The 22,064-nt window shown below is 47.5% G+C and carries 15 protein-coding genes; 8 read left to right on the plus strand and 7 right to left on the minus strand.

Going from position 1 to position 22,064, the window contains the following annotated elements; all coding sequences use genetic code 11:
- Nucleotides 1–474: 474 nt before the first annotated feature.
- Nucleotides 475–3,648, minus strand: a complete 3,174-nt coding sequence (ileS, locus tag ACIDITHRIX25_RS70220) for an isoleucine--tRNA ligase (protein WP_201732268.1) — start codon at nt 3,646–3,648, stop codon at nt 475–477.
- 395 nt (nt 3,649–4,043) lie between these two features.
- Here ileS and ACIDITHRIX25_RS70225 point away from each other — a divergent pair, with 395 nt between their 5' ends.
- The 3 genes from ACIDITHRIX25_RS70225 to ACIDITHRIX25_RS70235 all read left to right on the plus strand — a co-directional run bounded on the left by ACIDITHRIX25_RS70225 (nt 4,044) and on the right by ACIDITHRIX25_RS70235 (nt 6,275).
- A complete protein-coding gene (locus tag ACIDITHRIX25_RS70225) occupies nt 4,044–4,610 on the plus strand; it encodes a TraR/DksA family transcriptional regulator (protein WP_201732269.1) in 567 nt (188 codons plus the stop codon).
- A 37-nt stretch (nt 4,611–4,647) separates the two neighbouring features.
- Entirely contained in the window at nt 4,648–5,196 is a 549-nt protein-coding gene (locus tag ACIDITHRIX25_RS70230) for a signal peptidase II (RefSeq protein ID WP_213333386.1), read from the plus strand.
- Nucleotides 5,197–5,291: 95 nt separating this feature from the next.
- Nucleotides 5,292–6,275 carry an RluA family pseudouridine synthase gene (locus tag ACIDITHRIX25_RS70235; RefSeq protein WP_235347493.1) on the plus strand — a complete coding sequence of 328 codons (984 nt, stop codon included), beginning with the start codon at nt 5,292–5,294 and terminating at the stop codon, nt 6,273–6,275.
- A 406-nt stretch (nt 6,276–6,681) separates the two neighbouring features.
- Here ACIDITHRIX25_RS70235 and metX read toward each other — a convergent pair whose 3' ends face one another.
- The 3 genes from metX to ACIDITHRIX25_RS70250 all read right to left on the minus strand — a co-directional run bounded on the left by metX (nt 6,682) and on the right by ACIDITHRIX25_RS70250 (nt 10,323).
- Nucleotides 6,682–7,815, minus strand: coding sequence for a homoserine O-acetyltransferase MetX (metX, locus tag ACIDITHRIX25_RS70240; RefSeq protein ID WP_052603987.1), 1,134 nt, complete (start codon nt 7,813–7,815; stop codon nt 6,682–6,684).
- A gap of 29 nt (nt 7,816–7,844) precedes the next feature.
- Nucleotides 7,845–9,134, minus strand: coding sequence for a bifunctional o-acetylhomoserine/o-acetylserine sulfhydrylase (locus tag ACIDITHRIX25_RS70245; protein WP_052603944.1), 1,290 nt, complete (start codon nt 9,132–9,134; stop codon nt 7,845–7,847).
- A gap of 907 nt (nt 9,135–10,041) precedes the next feature.
- Complete coding sequence (locus tag ACIDITHRIX25_RS70250) at nt 10,042–10,323, minus strand: hypothetical protein (protein WP_201732271.1); 282 nt, start codon at nt 10,321–10,323, stop codon at nt 10,042–10,044.
- Between the two features lie 254 nt (nt 10,324–10,577).
- On the opposite strand from ACIDITHRIX25_RS70250, the gene ACIDITHRIX25_RS70255 reads away from it, so the two are divergent.
- Nucleotides 10,578–11,519: an IS1595-like element ISAxf1 family transposase gene (locus tag ACIDITHRIX25_RS70255; RefSeq protein ID WP_201732933.1), complete on the plus strand. Its 942-nt coding sequence runs from the start codon at nt 10,578–10,580 to the stop codon at nt 11,517–11,519.
- Nucleotides 11,520–11,637: 118 nt separating this feature from the next.
- Here ACIDITHRIX25_RS70255 and ACIDITHRIX25_RS70260 read toward each other — a convergent pair whose 3' ends face one another.
- From ACIDITHRIX25_RS70260 to ACIDITHRIX25_RS70270, 3 genes are all read right to left on the minus strand, one after another.
- The gene (locus ACIDITHRIX25_RS70260; protein ID WP_201732272.1) at nt 11,638–13,008 is read right to left on the minus strand and encodes a CHAP domain-containing protein; all 1,371 of its coding nucleotides are present in this window, start codon (nt 13,006–13,008) and stop codon (nt 11,638–11,640) included.
- Between the two features lie 303 nt (nt 13,009–13,311).
- Complete coding sequence (locus ACIDITHRIX25_RS70265; RefSeq protein WP_152625770.1) at nt 13,312–13,974, minus strand: dienelactone hydrolase family protein; 663 nt, start codon at nt 13,972–13,974, stop codon at nt 13,312–13,314.
- 521 nt (nt 13,975–14,495) lie between these two features.
- Entirely contained in the window at nt 14,496–15,443 is a 948-nt protein-coding gene (locus tag ACIDITHRIX25_RS70270) for a sigma-70 family RNA polymerase sigma factor (RefSeq protein WP_052603950.1), read from the minus strand.
- Nucleotides 15,444–17,207: 1,764 nt separating this feature from the next.
- Here ACIDITHRIX25_RS70270 and ACIDITHRIX25_RS70275 point away from each other — a divergent pair.
- The 4 genes from ACIDITHRIX25_RS70275 to ACIDITHRIX25_RS70290 all read left to right on the plus strand — a co-directional run bounded on the left by ACIDITHRIX25_RS70275 (nt 17,208) and on the right by ACIDITHRIX25_RS70290 (nt 22,055).
- Entirely contained in the window at nt 17,208–18,401 is a 1,194-nt protein-coding gene (locus ACIDITHRIX25_RS70275; protein WP_152625762.1) for a hypothetical protein, read from the plus strand.
- Between the two features lie 229 nt (nt 18,402–18,630).
- Nucleotides 18,631–19,587, plus strand: a complete 957-nt coding sequence (locus ACIDITHRIX25_RS70280) for an ABC transporter ATP-binding protein (protein ID WP_201732273.1) — start codon at nt 18,631–18,633, stop codon at nt 19,585–19,587.
- Nucleotides 19,577–20,380 (plus strand): ABC transporter permease, encoded by an 804-nt coding sequence (locus tag ACIDITHRIX25_RS70285; protein ID WP_052603954.1) that lies wholly within the window; start codon nt 19,577–19,579, stop codon nt 20,378–20,380. The genes ACIDITHRIX25_RS70280 and ACIDITHRIX25_RS70285 overlap by 11 nt, the downstream gene beginning before the upstream one ends.
- A 208-nt stretch (nt 20,381–20,588) precedes the next feature.
- The gene (locus ACIDITHRIX25_RS70290; protein ID WP_052603955.1) at nt 20,589–22,055 is read left to right on the plus strand and encodes an NAD-dependent succinate-semialdehyde dehydrogenase; all 1,467 of its coding nucleotides are present in this window, start codon (nt 20,589–20,591) and stop codon (nt 22,053–22,055) included.
- Nucleotides 22,056–22,064: the final 9 nt, after the last annotated feature.

Raw genomic sequence — 22,064 nt, forward strand, 5'->3', positions numbered from 1 at the left:
CTTGTAATGTCGATTCTAATAAGTGGAGATATGTCGAATATTGGTCCTTTTAAGATCGCCCTTACGAGGATTGTTGATGACGTCTTATAAGGGCGATCTAGCTATTTGGTCGAATTCATCGGATCTTGAGATATTCGATTTGGCTATATTTAGCACTAGGTAGCGATAGAACTTCCGGTCGTATTGTCAATGGATTCATCGGCTAGCATGCCTACCCGACTAGGGATTTCATCTTATTGCGGCTACTATAACCAGATAGTTGTGTGCTCAGTGCTATCTATTATGTGCGAAGTAAAAAGATCTATGAGGGCGAATTATTATTCTAAATCGCCCTCATAGATAGTTGTACTGGTAGCTGTAAGCAATAGCTATCTGTAATTAATGCCTTTACCGCGGCAATTGAATATGGTCGACAATCATGGTTCTTTGTAAGCAGTTAATTTGCTACAACTCCTGGTCTTGGTTCTTCCTGGGCTAGGCCTTTTCTACCTCAATTGTCCAGTTTTCGCTGGATGTACTTGCTTCATCCATAGAGAGCGAATCTGCTAAGGTTTGAGTAAGGATGTAGTCGATCCACTTTCTTAGTGCTCCAATTAAGTTAGCATCTTCCCTTACGGATACCGTAATATTAATGCGGTCTGTTATGTTTAGATCAGCTTCTTTTCGAAGATTTTGAACCTGGCGAACGAAGTCTCGGGCTACACCTTCAGCGATCAATTCTTCTCCGGGCTCAATGTCAAGTACCACTACCCCGGTCTGTTCAAAGAGGGGCCGAGACGCCTCTTTTGAGATCACATCCACTGTGAGTTGGAATTCGCCTTCTAGAAGCTCATAGCCACCAGCTGTGACCATTCCCTCCGGTGTTTTTATCCAGTTGTTTGTTTTTGCCGCGTCAATTACCGTTTGAGTTGCTCCACCAAGGCGAGGTCCTAGCTTGCGGGGTACTATCGCAAGGGTCTCTTTAGCTAAGACGGACGTATCTTCGAGGAGTATCACCTCTTTTACGTTGGTCTCTGAGGCGATTAGGTCGATAAATGGTGTCAGACTAAGGGCGCCTTTAGTGGCTATCGTCAGGCTGGCTAGAGGGAGGCGGGCCCTGAGCCCTCGTGCTTTTCTAATCGAGTGGGCCTGCGAACAGGCTTCACGCACTAGATCCATCTGCGAAACTAGGTCGTTATCTAAGGGTAGTCCTTGTGTTGTGGGCCAGTCAACTAGGTGAACACTTCTCTCATCTGTGAGACCTTTATAGACATATTCCGAGACCATAGGAAGCATTGGCGCCACTATTTTGCATAGGTAGACCAAGGCGGTGTGGAGGGTATTGTATGCATCTAACTTATCTTGGTCGTCGGTGACCTTTTTAGGAGTCTCGCGCCAGAACCGATCTCTTGAGCGACGGATATACCAGTTCGTAAGAGCCTCTAGGTAGTCTTCTATCCCAGTTGCAGCACCGTATAGGTCGTATTCATCGAGAGCATTGGTAGTGGACTCAATCAATGCCGACGTCTTTGCGAGGATATATCTATCGATTAGATTCGTGGACGAGGAATCTAGGGTACCTTTGATTCCATCTGCGTTGCCATAGAGGCTTAGGAAGTAATAAGCGTTCCAGATTGGGTTTATGACTCGCTTTAGAGCGTCAACTATCGATTCGCGATCGACAATAGCGTCTTGTCCCCTTAGAACCGGTGACGACAGAAGGAACCAACGCATGGCATCGGCGCCAATTTCTTCGAAGACTTCCCATGGGTCGGGGTAGTTGCCCAATCTCTTTGAGAGCTTTCGTCCATCTTGTCCCAATAGGATGCCGTGGGCCATACAGTTTTTAAATGGCGGTCGATCAAAAAGGGCAACGCCAAGGACATGGAGGGTGTAGAACCAGCCCCTAGTTTGGCCAATGTATTCCACAATAAAGTCAGCAGGGAAGTGTTCTTCGAAGTTTTCGCGATTTTCAAAGGGATAGTGCAATTGCGCATATGGCATTGACCCAGATTCAAACCAACAATCTAGAACGTCAGTAACTCGGACCATTTTGGATTGTCCGCTGGGATCGTCTGGGTTTGGTCGCGTAAGCTCATCTATATAGGGCCTATGAAGATCCTTGGGCCTAACTCCAAAGTCTGCCTCAAGTTCATCCAATGAGCCATAGACGTCGACACGGGGGTATTGGGGGTTGTCGCTCTTCCAGATTGGAATCGGAGCACCCCAGAATCGATTTCGCGTGAGCGTCCAGTCTCGCGATCCTTCGAGCCACTTCCCGAACGATCCATCTTTTATGTGGCTTGGCGTCCAGTTGATCATTTGATTTTTGGCGAGCAGGCGATCTTTGATGGCTGAAACGCTTACGAACCATGAGCTTTCAGCCTTGTATATAAGTGGGGTATCGGTACGCCAGCAGTGCGGGTAGGAGTGTTCATAGTTCAAAAGGGAGATCAAGAATTGGTGTTCGGTTAGGTATTTTACGATCTCTGGGTTTGCTTCAAAGACCTGAAGTCCTACATAGTCCACGACCGGATCTATGAATCGAGCTCTTGAGTCGACTGGGCAGACGACTTCGATTCCGTAACTCTCACACAACTTCTGGTCATCCTCGCCAAAGCCAGGAGCCATTTGGACTGCGCCAGTACCTTCTTCTGTGGCTACAAAGTCTCCGACCATTACTAAGAATGCATTGGGAGCATCGCTAAAGTAGTCAAAGATCGGCTTGAATCTGCGCCCTTCGACTTCACGGCCCAGAACTTCACCTAGGTAGGTTGCTCCTTCAAGCTCTTGGGCATAGTTTGAGGCGCAAGCGGCTGCCAGAAGGACCTTACGACCCCTTAGGGGGTGGTCAAAGACGCTGTAGGAGATCTCAGAGCCCAGTGCTATTCCAAGATTGGACGGCAGGGTCCAGGGCGTCGTCGTCCACGCCCAAATCTCGATCTCTCCACTAAGAAGGGGATTGGTCTCATTTGCATCCTCTATGAGGCGAAAACCAACAGTAACCGAAGGATCGACTCTGGGTCGATAGGAGTCGTCCTGTCGAGTTTCAAAGTTGGATAGAGGGGTTTCACACTCCCAGCAGTAAGGCAGAACTCTTCTGCCTTCATATATCAGTCCTTGGCGATGAAGTTTTGCGAATGCCCAAATCACCGATTCCATAAAGTCGATATCCATCGTCTTGTAGTCGTTTACGAAATCGACCCATCGTGCTTGCCTACTGACGTATCGATGCCACTCGTCAGTAGTGCGCTGAACTAGACCTCGACAATGGTCATTGAACTTGTCTATTCCAAAGTTGATGACTTCATTTCGTCCGGTGACTCCCAGCTCTTTTTCTGTCGCCATCTCTGCGGGCAGACCGTGGCAGTCCCATCCGAAGCGCCTCTCGACTCGAAACCCTTTCATCGTCTGATATCGTGGGACAGCATCTTTTACGAATCCGGTCAATAGATGGCCGTAATGTGGGAGGCCATTGGCAAATGGGGGGCCGTCATAAAAGACGAACTCTTTGTCACCTTGGCGACGATTTTCTATCGACGCTTTAAATGTGTCGTCTATCTTCCAGAAGTCGAGAATCGATTCTTCAATTTGTGGAAGACGTAATCCAGGGGTCAACTTTGGATATTGCGTTTTATCGTTGTTCTCGTTTGGGTGATTAAAGGCCATTTAACCAAATTAGGCGGTTTTAGTGGCAATCGAATCCGTCTAGAGCAATGCGATTGGGATACAAGCTGGCGGTGAGCTACAGGGCCTAGGTAATTCTCGGATAGTGTATAATCTTCGAAAACATTAGAGCACTAGAAAAGTGATAAGGTATTTTGTCTTCGTAATGGTTTGAAGGTGGATGGTTAACTCCAGCATCCAGAGGCTAATTCGCATGATTTCTTTGTTTTGCCATCGTCGATTTAGCAGCCAATTGGAAGTTTGCAGATATTGTGTCAGTCGATTATGAGTCGATCTCGAAAAATTGACTCAATCTGTATACGGGCATAAGTTTGAAAGGCTCGTCGTTTGATCTCTAACGGCGAATGTGATCTTAGGTTTACAAGATTTGAAGGTTGATGACAGAAAAAAAGAATGTTGCTAAGGTAGTTTCACCAATGAATAAACGACCCGCAGGTATAAAAAGTAACGCCATATCGGCCGATTCAATAATGGACGACCGAGGAGATGTCAAAGGCAATCAGGAGGCTGTGATGGCAACATTGACCAAACAAGAGATCGATGCTCTTAGCGACGACGAGTATGATTCTTTGAGCCACGAAGATTTCATAGCAGCTCAAGTAATTCTCCTTGAGGCAGAGAAGTCGGTCTATCTCACCCAGGCTGAGATGTTCAAAGAAGAGGCTGCAACCTTAGCAAGAGAGTCCGAGCCCGGCGACGTTCAATTCGATGAAGAGTCTGGTGAAGGTGGCAATTCGACTATGGAGCGTGAGCGCGATCTAGCGTTGCTTGCCTCGCATATGGCAACGGTCTCTGAGATTGACGAGGCGATTGAAAAGATTGCTAAGGCCGCCTATGGTAAGTGTGAGAACTGCCATAGTGAGATTCCGAGAATTCGTCTAAGGGCTCTGCCGTATGCGCGACTTTGTGTTCACTGCAAGAGTGGATCGATAATAAGGCGTTGATCCTAGCTATCATCTTTTGGTAGGTGCCTACCTAAAGATGAAGAGGCGGGTTTATCTTCCTGCCTTGAAGACTCAGATAGACCCTTTGACTTTTTGTAAAGGAAGATTATTGACGGCTCGACTTTTGAGGCTCCGATTTCTTGGATTGCTTGTCGCGGGAATCTGGATAGTTCTAGATCAGATATCAAAGACCTGGGCTCAGAGTAATTTAATGGGTCATCCTCGTTTCTTATTTGGACATGTTGGCTTCGAGTTGATCTATAACTCTGGGTTTGCTTTTGGCATCGCCTCGGGCTCTTCGGCAATCATCACTATCTTTGGCCTTATCGTATCAGCAGGCTTAATCTTCGCCCTATGGCGTACTTCACGTAGGACGATTGCCCTAGGAATTGGCCTCGTCTTGGGGGGTGCCTTGGGCAATGTGGTGGATCGCCTCTTTCGTCACAATGGGGGCGCGGTAATTGACTTTATCCATTCAGGATTTTGGCCGACGTTCAACCTGGCTGATATGGGTGTAGTGGTGGGACTGATTGTTATTATGGTTGGTTCTCGTCAGCGACAGGCATCATCGTCATCAAATCGTTAAGGTCGCTAGGCTAATAGGTACTGTTTCTGCTTCAACTTTTTTGTTCGAAGTAGAAAGAAGTTCGGACTAGAAGACTGCAGGTAAATTTGAGCAATGTGATCCGAATCGATGAACCTAGTGACGACGACACCTTGGTATCTTATGATGTGCCGGAGTCGTGTGTAGGACTGAGGCTTGATCGGGCGTTGTCGACCCTTACGGGTTGCTCAAGGGCGCTCGCGGGTTCAACTATTGACAACGGTCAAGTTGGAATCGACGGCAAGTTGGCAACGTCTCGCTCTACAAAGCTTTCTAGCGCCAACGTAATTACCTTTCCAGCCACATTACTAGAGGGCGTCGAGGATATCCCTATTGAGGCTGATGGGAGCGTTGACTTCGATGTGATCTATGCAGATGAGGACATCATAGTTATCGATAAGCCTGCTAACTTAGTTGTCCATCCTGGAGTTGGAAATCCCTCAGGGACTCTCGCCTCTGGATTGTTATTTAGATATCCAGAGATTGTTGGTATAGGTTCTCCTTTGCGGCCAGGAATTGTGCATCGCCTTGATCGTCCCACAACAGGGTTGATGGTGGTGGCTCGTTCGGCTTTAGCCTATGACCTGCTCGTTGGTCAACTCAGCAACCACAGCGTTGAACGCCGTTATCTGGCCCTGGTACACGGAGTAATACTACCTCCGAGTGCACTTTTGGAAGGGCCAATTGGAAAGTCAACTCGTGGTTTTGGAATCATGTCTGTTAGTGCCCAAGGTAAGTGGGCACGGACTCACTATAGCCGTTTGGCCATCCTAAGCCTAGGTGATGAGATCTACTCTTTGGTGGACTGTTCGCTGGAGACTGGGCGGACCCATCAGATTCGGGTTCACCTATCTTCTCATGGATTTCCGATCGTGGGGGATGTGGTCTATGGATCAAAGTACGACTTTGGCCCTCGAGTCTTTTTACACGCCTACGAACTGAGTTTTTTGCATCCTCGAACTAATGAGGAAGTTCGATTTAGTGCTCCAGCACCTCTCGATTTGCAGGAACTGATCAGTCAAATGACCATTGTCGAAGGGACAATCGACTATTTCAATTGAGGGATCTTCCTCAATGGCACTCCTTAGTGGTTAAGGTGAGCGTGTTCTATTTACTCCCAGAGCACTTCTAGATCGACCTAAGGATCTACCATGGAGCTTTGCCCGGTTGGTTTTGCTAGTTAGGCTTTGGCCCAGTAGCTCTATGTCTAATAACCATACAACTATTAGCGATGCAGCTAGTAACGATCTTTCTAAGAGTCGAGCGCGCCTTTTTTGGAAACGCTAGACCAAAATGGCTCCAACTTTGGAGCGTTCGAAGGCCTCACTGGTTGAAGATGGGTGTGTGGTCGACTCTGGATTTTCATTAGAGATTGAGTTATGGGCGAATCGAGATGAGATTTGTCATTTCTAAAAACTATCCAGGGGGATCTTCCTAAAAGATTGAACTAGGCCAGGATGGATTGAACTAGGCCAGCGCCTTGTTTATGAAAGTGGCGACTGCGCTCTCTTCAATCAGAAAACCATCGTGTCCATAGGATGATTCGATACCGACAAATGATTCGGTTGCCCTTATGGAGCTGGCAATCTCTTTTTGTTGATAGAGGGGATAGAGGCGATCCGATTCGATGCCAGCCACGAAAGTCCGGGCTTTGATTTGACCCAATGCTCGGTCTACACCCCCACGATCACGTCCAAGATCGTGGCTGTTCATAGCTCGTGACAGGGCTATATAGGTATTTGGGTCGAAGCGTCGATTGAGCTTCTCACCGTGGTAATGGAGGTAGCTTTCAACCTCAAATGCACGTGGGTCTAGAGGTTCCTTGCCTTTTACCAATGTGCGACCAAACCGATCGCCAAATTCTAAATCGCTTCGATAACTCAACATCGCCAATTTTCTAGCGATCATCATCCCTGCGGTTGGTCCTTGGCCGTCACCCACGCTGTAATAGTCGCCGCCATGAAAGTTAGAGTCTAATTCGATAGCTTCGATTTGGATTGAGCAAAGGGCAATCTGCTCGGCGGATGCCGATGCGGTTGTAGCTAGTACTATCAATCTTTCAGTTGAATCGGGCTCTAAGACGGCGTGTTCAAGTGCCCTCATCCCTCCCATGGAGCCCCCGATGACCGCCTGCCATCTCTCAATTCCAAGGTAACGTGAGAGTTCTATTTCGAGCCTTGCTTGGTCACGAATTGTAATTTTGGGAAAGCGTGAGCCAAAGGGCAACATGGAGGAAGAATCGATTGAGGATGGGCCAGTAGTTCCTTGGCATCCGCCAAGAACATTTGGGCAGACCACGTAGTAGCGGTTGGTATCAATAGCCATGCCTGGTCCTATCTGGCCATCCCACCAACCCGGTGTAGGATGACCTGGACCCGCATTTCCTACGGCATGAGAGTCACCAGTTAAGGCATGTAAAACAAGAATCGCATTTGACTTGTCAGCCTTTAGCTCTCCCCATGTCTCATAGGCGACAATAGTACCCCTGAGCTCCCCTCCGTATTCGAGGTGGAGGGGAGTGTCAGAAAATAGGGTGGCGAACCGCTTGTGACCGGGATCAGATTCAGGTAAATGAATTTGCCTGCTTATGAGACCGTGCAGCTCGGTCGGTTCGCCATGGTCAGCCACTTCTACTTTGCAGCCCGGAATCCGGCTTCAAGGTCGGCGATGATATCGTCAATACTCTCTAGTCCGACTGAGATACGAATCAGATCCTCACTTACGCCCGAGGCCAGTTGTTCCTGGGGAGTTAGTTGCGAATGTGTTGTCGATGCCGGATGTATAACGAGTGAACGCACATCTCCTACGTTAGCAAGGTTTGTGTGAAGTTCAAGCGAGTCTACGAATGTCTTTCCGGCTTTTAGGCCGCCTTCTATCCCAAAGCTTAGGACTGCTCCTGCCCCACGAGGTAGAAGTTGGCTTGCTCGTGCGTTCCACTTTGAGGACTTTAGGCCTGGATAGTTGACCCAGCCTACCTCTGATCGCGACTCTAGGAACTCTGCAACTGCCTGTGCATTTTGAACATGTCGTTCCATTCGCAGCGAAAGGGTCTCAAGGCCTTGGATGATTAGAAATGCATTGAATGGAGAGATAGCTGCCCCGAGGTCTCGAAGGCCTTGGAGGCGAGCTTTAGCTGCATAGGCGCCTGGACCTAGTGCCTCCCAGAATTTGAGGCCATGATAGGATGGGTCTGGCTCGGAAAATCCAGGGTGACGTGGGCTCTCACCGAAGTTGAATGTTCCGCCATCGACGATGACGCCAGCGACAGAGGTGCCGTGGCCGCCAATGAATTTAGTTGCCGAGTGAACTACGATGTCGGCTCCATGCTCTAGTGGACGGGCTAGGTATGGTGAGGCAAGTGTGTTGTCGACGATCAGTGGCAAAGAATTCCGATGTGCTACGCCGGCTATTCCAGGGACGTCAAGGACATCACCGCGTGGGTTGCCGATCATTTCGCCATAGAGTGCTTTGGTGTTTGGCTGAATTAGAGCTTCCCACTCCTTGAGATCGTCAGGATTGGATACAAAGCTTACCGAGATGCCTAGCTTTTCGAAGGTGTAACGAAACAGGGAGTAGGTGCCACCATATAGTGACGATGAGGCTACTATGTGGTCGTTAGCACCGGCCAAGTTCAAGATAGCCAAGGTTTCAGCTGCTTGTCCCGAAGAGGTTGCTAATGCGGCTACGCCACCTTCGAGGCTGGCTATGCGCTCCTCCATAACTGCCTGTGTTGGGTTCATGATTCGCGTGTAGATATTGCCGACTTCTGTCAGTCCAAAGAGCGCAGCGGCGTGATCGGAGTCTCTAAATTCATAAGACGTGGTCTGATAGATCGGAACGGCACGTGCTCCTGTTGTTGGATCTGACGTTGCTCCAGCATGAATTTGGCGGGTTTCAAAGCCCTTGTAATTTGAGGTCATGACTTACAATATATATTGTTGACCATATTAGTCGGCTTTTTGTGACTTGTAAAGTAGATTCTAGAGGGTTCCAGTTGCTACTTAAGTTTATTGCATTGACCAAGGGGACTCGTAGAGGTCTAGATATTGGTCTCTTCCCACCCTTGCCATAGGGGAGAATGGCATTTAAGTCGCTCGTTTTTTTTGGGCCCTTGGATGACTTCTCTGTTATCTTTGAACGTTGATTCCATAATTTTTGGACTACCTCGCCGAAATATTCGGACCAACTGATTTTTCGTCTGATTAACTTTCTTTGGTGTCTTAAAAAATGCGGATACCAAAGGAAGTGCGGGCATTTCGCCTTGCTTTTCTAATATGCACCTGGCTACCTGGCTACCTGGCTACCTGGCTACCTGGCTACCTGGCTACCTGGCTACTTGGCTACTTGGCTACTTGGCTACCTCTACTACTTTCGCCATTTCTACTATATTTCAGTCTTTTTTTCAGCCGATTCTAGGGTATCATGTGAATGTAACGGTTTTAGTCGATTCATATATGGTCTAACCGAGAGTTATCAATTAAAAAAGTTAGCTGACTCAGATCTATAATGAGTAAAAATGACGCTCCTAACACTAATGTGGGTCAGCAAGACCCTAAAACCGATCTGTTGTTCCTGCGATAACAACTTTTGGGTGTTTGCAAGAATTGAATGAAACGTGCAGAACTTCTTGAACCCTAAATTTGAAGTTATGAACACGGATTTCTAGGATTGTAACACAGTATGCCAACTTTCTAGTCAAGAAGTTGTATAACACTGAAGGTGTCAGAAGTAAACGATACTGTTATCTTTTGCGTTAAAAGTATCGCCATTAGCCGGTGAGGGCCAGATTCTTGCTTTACGGGAGACCATCGTGATCAGCTGTCCTTCTCAAGTGCCAAGATGGATAAAGCAACATTTACGATGCTCGGCCAGATTGCCCTGAAAACTTCTCGGGCGGTCATTGGGAAAACCCCAACCAACTTGCGAAGGTTTAGTTTTATATCCAAAACCAACCAAAGCTTCAATGATTTCCATGGATTCTTTGTTATCTTTTATTTGGGGCCCAGCCTCGGCATTAGGACCGTGTGTAAATCCATAATGGCGCGAGATAATGGCCTTCATTCTTTTTTTTCTCAAGAAGTGATAGCCAGAGGGATTTTGCGTGCCCACTCTAGGGTCCAGGGGAACCGAGAGTGGGCCGTCACGCTAGGCCGTCACGCTAGGCCGTCACGCTAGGCCGTCACGCTAGGCGGTCATCCGATATGTATTTTTCGTGTTCATATTCATCCATTCCAAATGGCCGTTGACAGTTGGTTTTTTTTGATATATATATACATACTTATCAAGTTTCGTAAGTTTCGCCTCCACCGAGACCAGATTGGAGCTAATCTTTAGTAGAACAGATGTTCGATTAAGGAGGCATGGTGGATATCTCAGGCTTTATGGTACGCTTCGCTTCAGAGGAAGCATGTGAAGATCATTTGATCAAATTGCGGTGGAAAGAGGGATTTAGATGCCCAAAGTGTGACTCTGACCAGTTTACCTTAATCAGGCCAAACCATCGAAGAAATGCAGCATCTCGAGCTCCACTTTTTCAATGTAAATCTTGTCACCGTCAAACTAGCGTTACCTCCGGAACCATCTTCCATCGAAGCCATATCTCTTTATCCAAGTGGTTCTCCGCTATCTATCTATTGTCCAACGACAAGCGTGGTCTTTCGGCTACTACCATTGCTAAATTCGTTCAAGTATCTTATTCGACTGGCTGGTTGATGCTAAATAAGCTACGAAAAGCAATGGCTGACCGAAATGGTTTATATAAACTTGGAGGAAACGTCCAGGTAGATGAGTTCTTTTTAGGTGGTGAGAGCCATGGCGAAGGCAGAAGAGGAAAGGGAACAAAACAAACCAATGTCCTAATTGGAGTGTCGATTAGCAATGGTGCTCCTACTCATTGCTTCATGGAAGTAATCAAAGATACCACTGCTAAATCACCCAAAGATGTTTTTGTGAGACGTTTAGATTCCGATACCAAGCTGATAAGTGATGGTAACCCAAGTTACGGGGTATGTGCTCGAGACCTTGGACTAGCGCATTCGATCACTCTATCCAAAGACGAACAAGCACATGTAACATTCAAATGGCTCAACATCCTGATAGGGAACTGCAAGAAATTTATCGACGGAACATACCACGGACGTGAGGAACATAAGCAACTTTACCTCGAGGAATTCGCATACCGATTCAACCGAAGGCACTTTGAAATGTCCTTGGTAGAGCGACTTCTCAATACATGTGTGTTTGCGTCTCCACATCCGCTACTCCGCGAATCTGATTCCAAAATGGCTCTTGCTTACGAAACTTGATAAGTATGTATATATATATATCCGTGGCTGAGATTCAGTGGAGGATGGCAAATGCACTAACCGGTCATCTGCGACCCTTTGATGCGTCTTTCAACTCTTTATAGTCTTATGTCTGAGGTTATTGGGGCTCGCCATAGCCATAGATAGGGTCGCCATTCACCTCTGTGGAACGACCAGCTTGAAATGGACCATTGATCGTGACTCCAAGGTATCCATCCGGGCCTGGCCCTGAGTCGCCTTCTACGGTAATAATAGATCCATCGGGCCATACTTGGACAACAACGCCAGCGTGGACCGACGTTGCGGTATTGGCTGGACTTGTTCCGTAGAATGCTATGTCTCCAGCGGCTGGCGTGGAGGTGCCGCTAATAACATTCGTGTGGGTGGCAGCCCAATTATAGAGGTCGCCAGTAAAGCCATCTGACACGCTGGGTACGCCACCTCGATTCCAGACCCAGGAGCTAAATAAGGCGCACCACTCTTCACAAGGTCCATAAGGGTTGCAAAATCCTCCACTAGTGACTGGTCCTACTTGAGATTGAGCTGCTGCCACGATTGCGGAAGAGTTACTGAAGGTTCTTTCATTTGCGATGGTGGAAAAGCTGTATTTGAAGGAGTCAGGTGACAGTAGCCAGTAGCCGAGATTGTTTGGAGAAGGAATGATCGAACTGATTGGTGTATTAGGTAGAGCTGATCCAAGTGAGCCATAAAAGCGGGCATCCCCAAAGGTAAAGACCCCTCCATCGTTGGCCACCAACCAATAGCCTTTGCCATCAGAGGTAGGGGCCATAGCCATAACCTGAGCATTTAGACTCTGTCCGCCCATGGAGCCATAAAATGGAGCATCCCCAAAGGTAAAGACCCCTCCATCGCTTGCAGCAAGCCAGTAACCGAGTCCTGATGGAGTCGCGCCGGCTCCTACTACGGCAGCATTTAGATGTTGCCCTCCCATGGAGCCATAAAAGCGGGCATCACCAAAGGTAAAGACCCCTCCATCGGTTGCTACTAGCCAGTATCCTCCGCCTGACGGTGTCGAAAGCATGGCGACTATTGGTCCATTTAGTTTGGTCTGTGAGAGATCGCCGTAGTTCTTGGCGTCACCAAAGGCATAGACTGCTCCATCTGAGGCCGCCATCCAGTAACCTCTCTGATCTGGAGTTGGCACAAATGCGATTATAGGCGAATTCAAAGCGGTCTGTGAGAGATCGCCGTAACTATTGGCATCGCCGGTCGTAATTACCTGTCCATTTGCAGTTGCGTACCACTCTCCAGCGCCGCTATGGGTTGTCGCTGCTCCAATTACGACCGAGGTTGGCGTGATTTGGGGCATTGGCGCCGAAGGCACGGCTCCAAAGCCGACCATTCCAGGCGTTGAATATGAAACCGGGGTAGAGACCTTAGAGATGTTTAGCGGAGAGTCGATTGCGCCAATCAAAGCACCGAGTGAGAGTGAGAGTGTAATTGTCCGTATGACTTTTGGTTTTTTCATGGTTGGGTTGCCCTTTATATAGTTTTTTTAAGACCCTAACTATCTGGAGATGAATCTATCTTTAAATAGTTAAAGCCTCGTTGCACAATGGTTAAATTGTTTTATCGGATATGAGAGATCTACAAAGTGGCCCGTTGCTACAGCTCGCCTTCTTCAGGGCGACTGAATTTGAGCATCTTGGAATTTCACCATCGCTTGGGCAGCCCAAGGGGTATCACCTAAAATAAATCAAGGACCGCAACAAGTTGTCGGGACCGTCTGAAAGTTGTGGACTGGTGGAAGCCTAGTGCGCCTTCGTCTCAATTACTCGTTTGTTTTAGAAGCTAAGTGTTGGGCGAAGAAGACCAGTAGCCGTGACCAAGAATCCTCAGTAGCTTGTGCGTTGTAGTTCTTGGAGGATGGCGAGTTGAAAAAGGAGTGTTTGGCCCCTTGATAGATCTTGATATCGTGTGCAATTTCATATTGCGCCAAAGTCGCCTCCAGTGCACGCCCAGACTTGGCAGTTACATCTGAAGCGGGGAAGGATCCTACTATCGGACAAGCGCGGCTAAGCGCCTCTTTTGGCCTTGGATTGAAGCTGTAGAACGGGGCTATCGCCCTAAGTCTGTTGTCCGATGTGGACCATGCCAGCGCCAAGGATCCACCAAGGCAAAAGCCAACCGCGCCAAGGCGGGCTTCATCTACATATTCAAGCTTGGCTAGGTCGGTCAAGGCTTGCTTCAATTGGTCGATGGCGAAATGGTCTGTCGAGCTTGTCAGCATTTTAGAGAAGATCCGAGCCATGCATATGGCCTTAGTCTGGTTTGAAAAGAGATCTACCGCAAGTACGACGTATCCCTCAGCGACGATCTCTCCCGCAATCCTTCGGATATCTTCGTTTAGTCCAAAGATCTCATGGATTAGAACCACTCCAGGGCGCTTGATCGAGGGGTCCCATGAAGGATCGCTAAAAAGTTCTGCGTCCATAGATGTTGATTTCACATTGATCTGGATCTTGTCGTTTCGAACTGGCATTCATCCGATTATATGGCTCGATTGCGCTAATTTGATCAGCCAGAGCCATCGGTAATAGATCTAAGTTGGACTAATCCTTTTTTGGCGGGGAGCATTGACCTTGGAGATCTCAGATCATCTTTGTCGGGGATAATCGGACCTTAATTACTCTATTATTCTTGAGTTTAGGTAGTACTTTTGTCACCTCGATCTACGCCATCATCTATGGCTAACGCCTCGGCTAGCTCCTCGGCCTGGGATCTTTGAAGGACCCGTGGGGTTGACTGTTTCATCTGGCATTGTAGCGACCTTTGAATTTTGTCCCAGATGATTTTTGCAATTGGTGAATTGGCGCAATTTTCGCCGGTAAAGCTAGATAAAGCAGAGATAAATAAAGTATGGATCCATAAAATAAAACACCACTGCTAATGAGACTCCGCAACTAAGTAGAATGCCATCGGTAGTGGTGTTTTAGAATTTTTTGTCTGATTATCTTAAGCAGCTGGAGCTTTGAGGCCGGGATGCTCAGCGAGTCGATCTAAAGCCGCGGCTTCGAGACGACGCGCTCGTCGAGGTCCAATTCCAAGATGTTTGGCAGTCGCTTCTAATGAAGCAGGTCTGTTGCCATCAAGGCCGAATCGCAGAATAACTACGGCACGCTCTAGGGGATCTAGCTCTTCGAGTGCCTTTCGAAGTTGATCGCGCGTGAGCGCTTCGTCTACCTCATCCTCAAACGTGTTTTCGCTACCGATTACCAGGTCGCCGAGGCTTGTCTCTCCTTCGGGGCCAACTGCTTGATCAAGAGAGGCTACAACTCTAGCTGCATGCCTCACATCTGCCAATTGGGCAGGTGAAAGATTCGCACTCTTTGCTATCTCTAATTCCGTTGGATTACGTTGGTTCTCATTTTGCAGCTCTCGAGTTACATTATCAACTCGACGTGATCTCTCTGCGGCCTCCATTGGAAGGCGAATGGCTTGGCCGTGGTTATGAACTGCACGCTGCAGGGATTGCCTAACCCACCAGGTGGCATAGGTAGAGAATTTGAAGCCTCTTCTCCAGTCAAATTTTTCGACAGCACGAATCAGTCCGAAGGTGCCTTCTTGAATTAGGTCTGAGAGTTCGACTCCGCGATCTTGATATCGGCGTGCCCAGTGGACTACTAGGCGAAGGTTTGCGGCCACCATCTCAGACTTAGCCGTCTCATCTCCGGCACGTACGCGCTTAGCTAGTTCCACTTGTTCTGCTGGAGAGGGTAGAGGGTGACGTGCTAAATCATCTAGGAAAAGACGTACTGCATCTGCGCCTAAACCTGAGATATTTAATATCGCATCAACCGTCGCTGCGTCATTTTTCGATCGCCTCTTGCGAGGAGCCTTTAATGCCGGGTCTACTTTTTCCTTCTCAACTTTCTTGCGTGTCGTCACTGTCGTCTTCGTCATAATTTTAAATGCCTTAATAAATTTTGAACGCTACATTCTATCTTAATGTAGCTATGTCACGTACACAAACTTTGCGCCAAATTTCACTTCGACGTTTTATCGCCTTTGCTTGACGTCTCGTAGATTTTGCCAAAATTTGGCCGCATTTTCATTGGAATGAAACTAAGTTCTACAAATGAGTTCGTCATAATCGAAGTGCCGCCTTTAACTGTTTGGACAATCTGGTTGACCTAAAGTAGCAGATGCGCGACCACCGTATCCTTAGTTTCACCTGTTTTATGGAACAAACTTTATTAGCGACTAATTTCGTAAACGATACTATTTATCTAACGATTGAACCGATGCACTCTCCGAATCTGTTGCGGCTACTTCAGCTGGCATAAAACCTAGAACTTTTAATTATGCCATAAAGTTGGCCATTATGCAAGTGCCAGAGAGTCCATTGTTGGTTGTTTTTCTCTCAGGCGTCTTAGAGATTTAGGCAATTTAGTTCAGCTGGGCTATAGGCGGATGATCATATTTGCCTATTAGGACCAGAGTACATTCTCATTATCTGCGCGAGAGTGGCTCCCAAGTTGTATTGCTGGCGTCTCGACCTTGCTTATCTTTTGCTATCCAGCTCATCAATTTGAGCGTAGCCTCAAGTAGCTAGAGATCTAGAGTGCCAATTGGCCAACTAGACGACGCATGAATCTTCTCGGTGTGTTGACTTGGGTAGGGCATCCCATCGGGTCACGGTGGTTGCAAAGGCGCAAGAGTATTGGTGTGATTTATGATCGCTGATCGGATGTTGAGGCAGATGGGCCTGTTGGCCTTATTCGATTCTTGAATCTATCAAATGCGAGATCGATCTTTTCATTTCCTTTCTCTAACAATCAATTTGTCATGATAGTGTCAGCGAACCGTCTCTTGTGGACTTTTGAATCTGAAGACCTTGGAATGGTGATTAGGAAGTCTTGAATCCAAGGTTAGCTTGCGCAATAGAGTATCGATCTGGAGATTGTGGATCTGGATGCCAAATCTTGCCATTGCCTGGAACCAGTCCTGCTGCCGGGTAGATTCTGGGTAATTACGACATGGTTAGTACAAACTAGTTAGTTAGGCGTTTGGTAAGTGCCGATTAGATGACGACGCTAGAAGATGAGGTACTGCTTTATTTCGCCTTGAGCACTCTGTGTGATCGCCCCAAGGCTGGTGTTTTTTCGCTATAACGAATCACTCTGTGCCTATGAGAGATCACGTAAGGCTGCGACCATTTGGTTAGTTGGCCCTGAAAGACGGGACGGACCTGGAAGATGCGGGTCACTTGATCTAGAACATCGAGATCTCGCGTGTACCTATTCTCGAATTTGATGACTTTGGTTGTGGATTTTCCCAGATCAAGTCCAAGTTTACTTTGAAAACATGTCGCATTGCATGTTGTCTTGTTTGGTCTAATCTTTGGTGAAATTGAGTGTTTTCTGTAGTTACTTGGCGAGACCACTTGAAGGCTTGCAATCCCTAATCCAGCATTTCTAATTTTCAATCATAGGATCGTCGTTTCGGTCATGCTCCCCGCCATCTAGAAGCTTAAATTGGTTGACAAGGAAAGGTTGGTCATTGGAGCGGTAGTTGTCTATTCTGTGAGGTAGGTCAAGCTGGGCTCTATGAACTGAGAGTCATCAAACATTCAGCCAAAGTTAATATTTCTGATGTAATAAAATGAATATAAAACAGTGATTTTGCGTTAAACGATATACAAGAGACGAAATGGATGGTTTCAAGATGAATTTGAATACCGGCAATACTACAAATGATGGCTCAAAGGCCAATAGCTCCTTTCGAGATCGAAATCGACGGCGTTACATCTCTCGTCTGGCTATACCTTCAGTTTTGGGAGTCGGAGTAGTAGCAGTAGCTGGTTTTTATCCCGGTGTAGTCTCTGCATCTGTACCCAACCTTTCTCCGATTAGCGCATCAGCCTTGATCACCAAGGCACTTAGTGCAAAGGCACCTATCTATTCGGGCTCGATAATTGAGACTGGCAATAGCGGGATCCCTTCCCAAGCGATATCAGCTTTAGGTGGCAAGGCGTCTTCGAATCCACTTACCACGCTTTTGACCCAAGCGCTCACCTCCTCGGTGTCGGCGAACTACTGGGTTAATGGAACTGGAAGCTTGAGGGTTCAAATCCCAAATGCAACTGGAGAGTCGGATCTATATTCGACTAATGGCGTGACATGGCTCTACAACTCGACCAACAATAGTGCGACCAAGATCGTTAGCGGACAAAGCCAACCGACCTCTCCAACTTCGGCTCTTGCCAAATCAAATGTGGTCACTCCAGCAGCTATTGCCTCCAAAATTCTCGCTTCTTTGCCTGCAGGATCCACCACTTCGGTAGATAGTTCGTCATACGTTGCAGGTCAAGCTACCTACACTTTGACCGTTCATAGCAATGATCCAAATTCGTTGATAAAAGATGTAAGATTCTCAATCGATGCCACTACCGGGGATACCTTGGGTGTCTATATCGATTCGTCCTCTTCTTCGACGGTCTTTTCTTTGGCGTATCAGTCGCTTTCTTATCAAAAGCCGGCAAGTTCCGTCTTTAGTTATTCGCCAGCACCGGGCACGACTCTTAAGACGACAGTTCTTGGTGGTACAAGTATGACACATCCCCCGATGATCTCTTCAACAGCTCCTGGTACTAAAGCGCCTTCTCTAACCCATAGGGTTATCGGCAGTGGCTTTTCTGAGGTAGTTGTTTTGAGTGGGCCCGCTGGCTCAGCTTCGTCCACTGGTACTTCAACATCTAAAGCCTTGGCAATGCTAAAGGCAATAGGGGTTCCTAAGACGACTTCGTTGGGTAGCGGATATCTGATCACGTTGAACTTTGGCTCTGCGTTCATCTCTCAAAATGGAACGGTAGCCTTTGGAGCAGTGCCAGGTTCGGTGCTGTTGAACGACCTAGGCTAAAGCATGGCGCATTTCTAGATAGTTGAGCTTATGAATTTTTGAGGGTTCTGTTCGACTTTGAACCTTACTAATGAGATTTCAAAGCGATATTTGTCATTTTTACTTGAATCGATAAGGAATCAGAACTTTATCATTTGAAATTTTGGCTTTCTGATTTGTAAATGCGGACGTTTGTAATGCGCTACCTCTTCCTTGATAGGGGTAGCGCTTTGTTCAGTTAGGTTTTCTTTTGGAATATTTGATTCAAACCACAGCCCTTACCAAAGAGTATGGTGGGCGCAAGGTGGTTAATTCATTAGATCTTGTCGTGCCCGAGGGTTCAATTTATGGATTTTTGGGGCCAAATGGATCTGGTAAGACAACTACGATTCGAATGCTTCTTGGTTTGATCTTTCCTACTTCAGGAGAGATGAAGGTTTTGGGGAAGTCGATGCCAAAATACTTAGATCAAGTCCTTCCTCATCTAGGAGCAGTGGTAGAAGGACCTGGTCTATATCCGTCGTTATCGCCGAGTAGATACTTAGAGCGCATGGCGAACAACTCTAAAGCAATCCGTAAAGCCGCAGCAAAAGCTTCTCCAGAGCTGGCTGCCCTTGAGACTGATATCGCAGCTGCTTTAGATCGAGTCGGCTTGTCCAAGGTGGCTCAACGGCGCTCCAAGGCGCTGAGCCTAGGCATGAAACAGCGCCTGGCACTGGCAAATGCGCTTTTATTTCCTAGACGACTACTGATCTTAGATGAACCTACAAATGGGATGGATCCTCAAGGAATCGTCGAGATGCGTGATCTGATTATGGAACTGTCAAGCTCGGGAACTACTGTCTTTATCTCCTCACACATTCTCTCTGAGATAGAGCAGCTCTGTAGCCACGTTGGAGTGATTCAACACGGAGAATTGTTATTTCAGGGCGAATTGAGCGAGCTGCAGAGCCAACTTCCTACGAAGTTGGTAATTGGAGTTCGGGAGGTAGAAGAGGCAAAGGCTCTGCTCTTGGCAAAATACTCCTTCGAATTTCAAGATGTGAGTGGGGGCCTCTTTTCGGTTTCGCGCGGTGAAATCCCAATCGAACAGATCGTGAAAGATTTAGTTCAAGAAAACTATGGTCTATTTAGAATCGCCGAGGATAAATCAACCCTCGAAGAGGCATTTGTGCACCTGACGGGGGTAACTTCTGATGTTTATTGAAGAACTTCGCTTTATATTATTCCGTCGACGTACGTTAATAAGCTTTATCGTATTGGCCGCAATTCCAATTATTTTAGGGCTAGTCGTTGCTACCTTTGGTGTCGGCAATGGTGGAAATGGACCGAATCCATTTATCGATCAAATCACCCATAACGGCGTATTTCTCTCGATTACCGCAATTACCACCTCGCAGTTTGTGATCATACCCCTGATAATCTCAATAGTTGCTGGTGAAGCTTTTGCTAGCGAAGCGGCATCTGGGACGCTTAGGTATCTTCTCATCTCTCCAATTCGTCGTTCTCGCATCCTTATTATCAAGTCTTCGGCAATTTTGACGTACGCACTATTGGCGAGCCTCTTTATGGTTGTAATTGGTCTGATAGTGGGTGCACTATTGTTCCCAATAGGAGCCGTAACAACCCTCTCTGGTTCGCAGATTCCTCTTAGTCAAGGGATTATCCGAGTGCTTGGATTGGGGTTTTTTGAGGGTATCTCAGTTTTTTCGGTCGTTGCCATTGGAGTTATGGCGTCTACTCTTACTGACTCCGCAATTGGTGCATCTGCAATCTCGTTTGGATTTGTTGTAATTGTCGAGATCCTCAATACGATTCCGCAGCTGATTCACTTTGCTCCTATAATGCTTCCCAACTATTGGGGTGCGGGGACGGATCTGTTTAGGAACCCAGTCATCTTTAGCGGGATCTATAAGGACTTCTTGGAGCAGCTAGGGTGGATGGCTCTTGCGTTTTCGATAGCGTGGGCGAGATTCTCGACAAAGGATATCACCTCTTAATTACCCCTAGGAGTCGAGAGGTCTTTTATTTTAGTTCTAGATTGTTTTGGACTTGGTGCCAATAGTTAGACTTCCTCTAACTATTTAGGGTTTTGTTGTGTTTTCCTACAACCGAAAACTCCGACCTGTTGTTGATAAGGTCTTGTTTTTGGGTACCTTATTGGGGTAACTTTAGAGCATATGAATTTTGTGAAAGAGGACGTTTTACATGCGTGATGAGGAAAGTAAAGTACTTGCATCTATAGAGAAGCGGCTCTATATTGGTGGCGAATGGATCGAAGCTAAAGGAAATGCTACTTTTGACGTTGAAGATCCTGCAACGGGAGCGACGATTGCCAAGGTTGCTGACGCCACACCTAGCGACGCTCTATCAGCCTTAGATGCTGCGCATTCCGCCTTTGGCGAATGGTCACAGACGGCTCCTCGCTATCGGGCTGAGATAATACGCCGAGCCTATGAACTGATCATGCAGAAACAAGAAGAGTTGGCTCTTTTGATGACTCTTGAGATGGGAAAGCCCCTTCCTGAAGCCAGAGGTGAGGTTGCATATGCTGCCGACTTCTTTCGTTGGTTTTCAGAGGAGGCAGTCCGTATCGACGGACGCTATTACGTTGCGCCAGATGGTAATTCGCGAGTATTGACGCTCAAGCAACCGGTGGGCGTGGCCTATATGATCACCCCTTGGAATTTTCCCCTTGCTATGGGAACCAGGAAGATCGGCCCAGCTCTCGCGGCGGGGTGTACTGTTATTCTAAAGCCGGCTGAGCAAACGCCGCTTTGTTCTCTTGCTCTCATGTCGATCATGGTCGAGGCAGGACTACCCAGTGGCGTCTTGAATGTGATTCCCACGAGCGATCCAGCCGCGGTTACCGACGTCTTGTTAGAAGATCCAAGACTGCGTAAGTTGTCCTTTACCGGTTCAACTGATGTAGGTCGGATGTTGGCTGGGCGAAGCGCCAACAAGCTCTTGCGAGTCTCAATGGAGCTAGGCGGGAATGCACCATTTATCGTCTTTGACGATGCAAATATCGACCTTGCGGTGGATCAGGCGATGATTGCCAAGATGCGCAATATGGGCGAGGCGTGCACCTCGGCGAATAGGTTTTTAGTGGCCGCGTCGGTCGCCGACGAATTCGCGCAGAAGCTTGCTAGTCGCATGGGTGCTCTCAAGCTTGGACGAGGGACCGAGGCGGACAGTAACGTTGGTCCTCTTATCGATCTCGATGCCATTGCTAAAGTTCAGAGACTAGTAGGAGACGCTATTGCTCTAGGAGCTAAGGTTTTGACAGGTGGTGAGGCTGTTGCGGGAGATGGATACTTTTACAAGCCTACAGTTCTTGTAGACGTACCTTCAAACGCAGCTATCTCTACTAATGAAATCTTTGGTCCAGTGGCACCAATAGTTACCTTTGCTAACGAGGAAGAGGCCGTTCGTTTAGCTAATTCAACTGAATATGGGCTCGTTGCTTACATCTTTACATCTAACGTCTCTCGTGCATTACGTGTCTCGGAGTCCCTTCAAACTGGAATGGTTGGCCTCAATCAGGGAATGGTATCCAACGCCGGCGCGCCATTTGGTGGCGTAAAGAGTTCAGGTTTTGGTCGCGAGGGTGGCTTCGAAGGAATCGAAGAGTACCTAGACCTAAAATATGTAGCTATCAACCACCGCGCCTAACTTAATTAA

It is taken from the genome of Acidithrix sp. C25, from assembly GCF_904848545.2.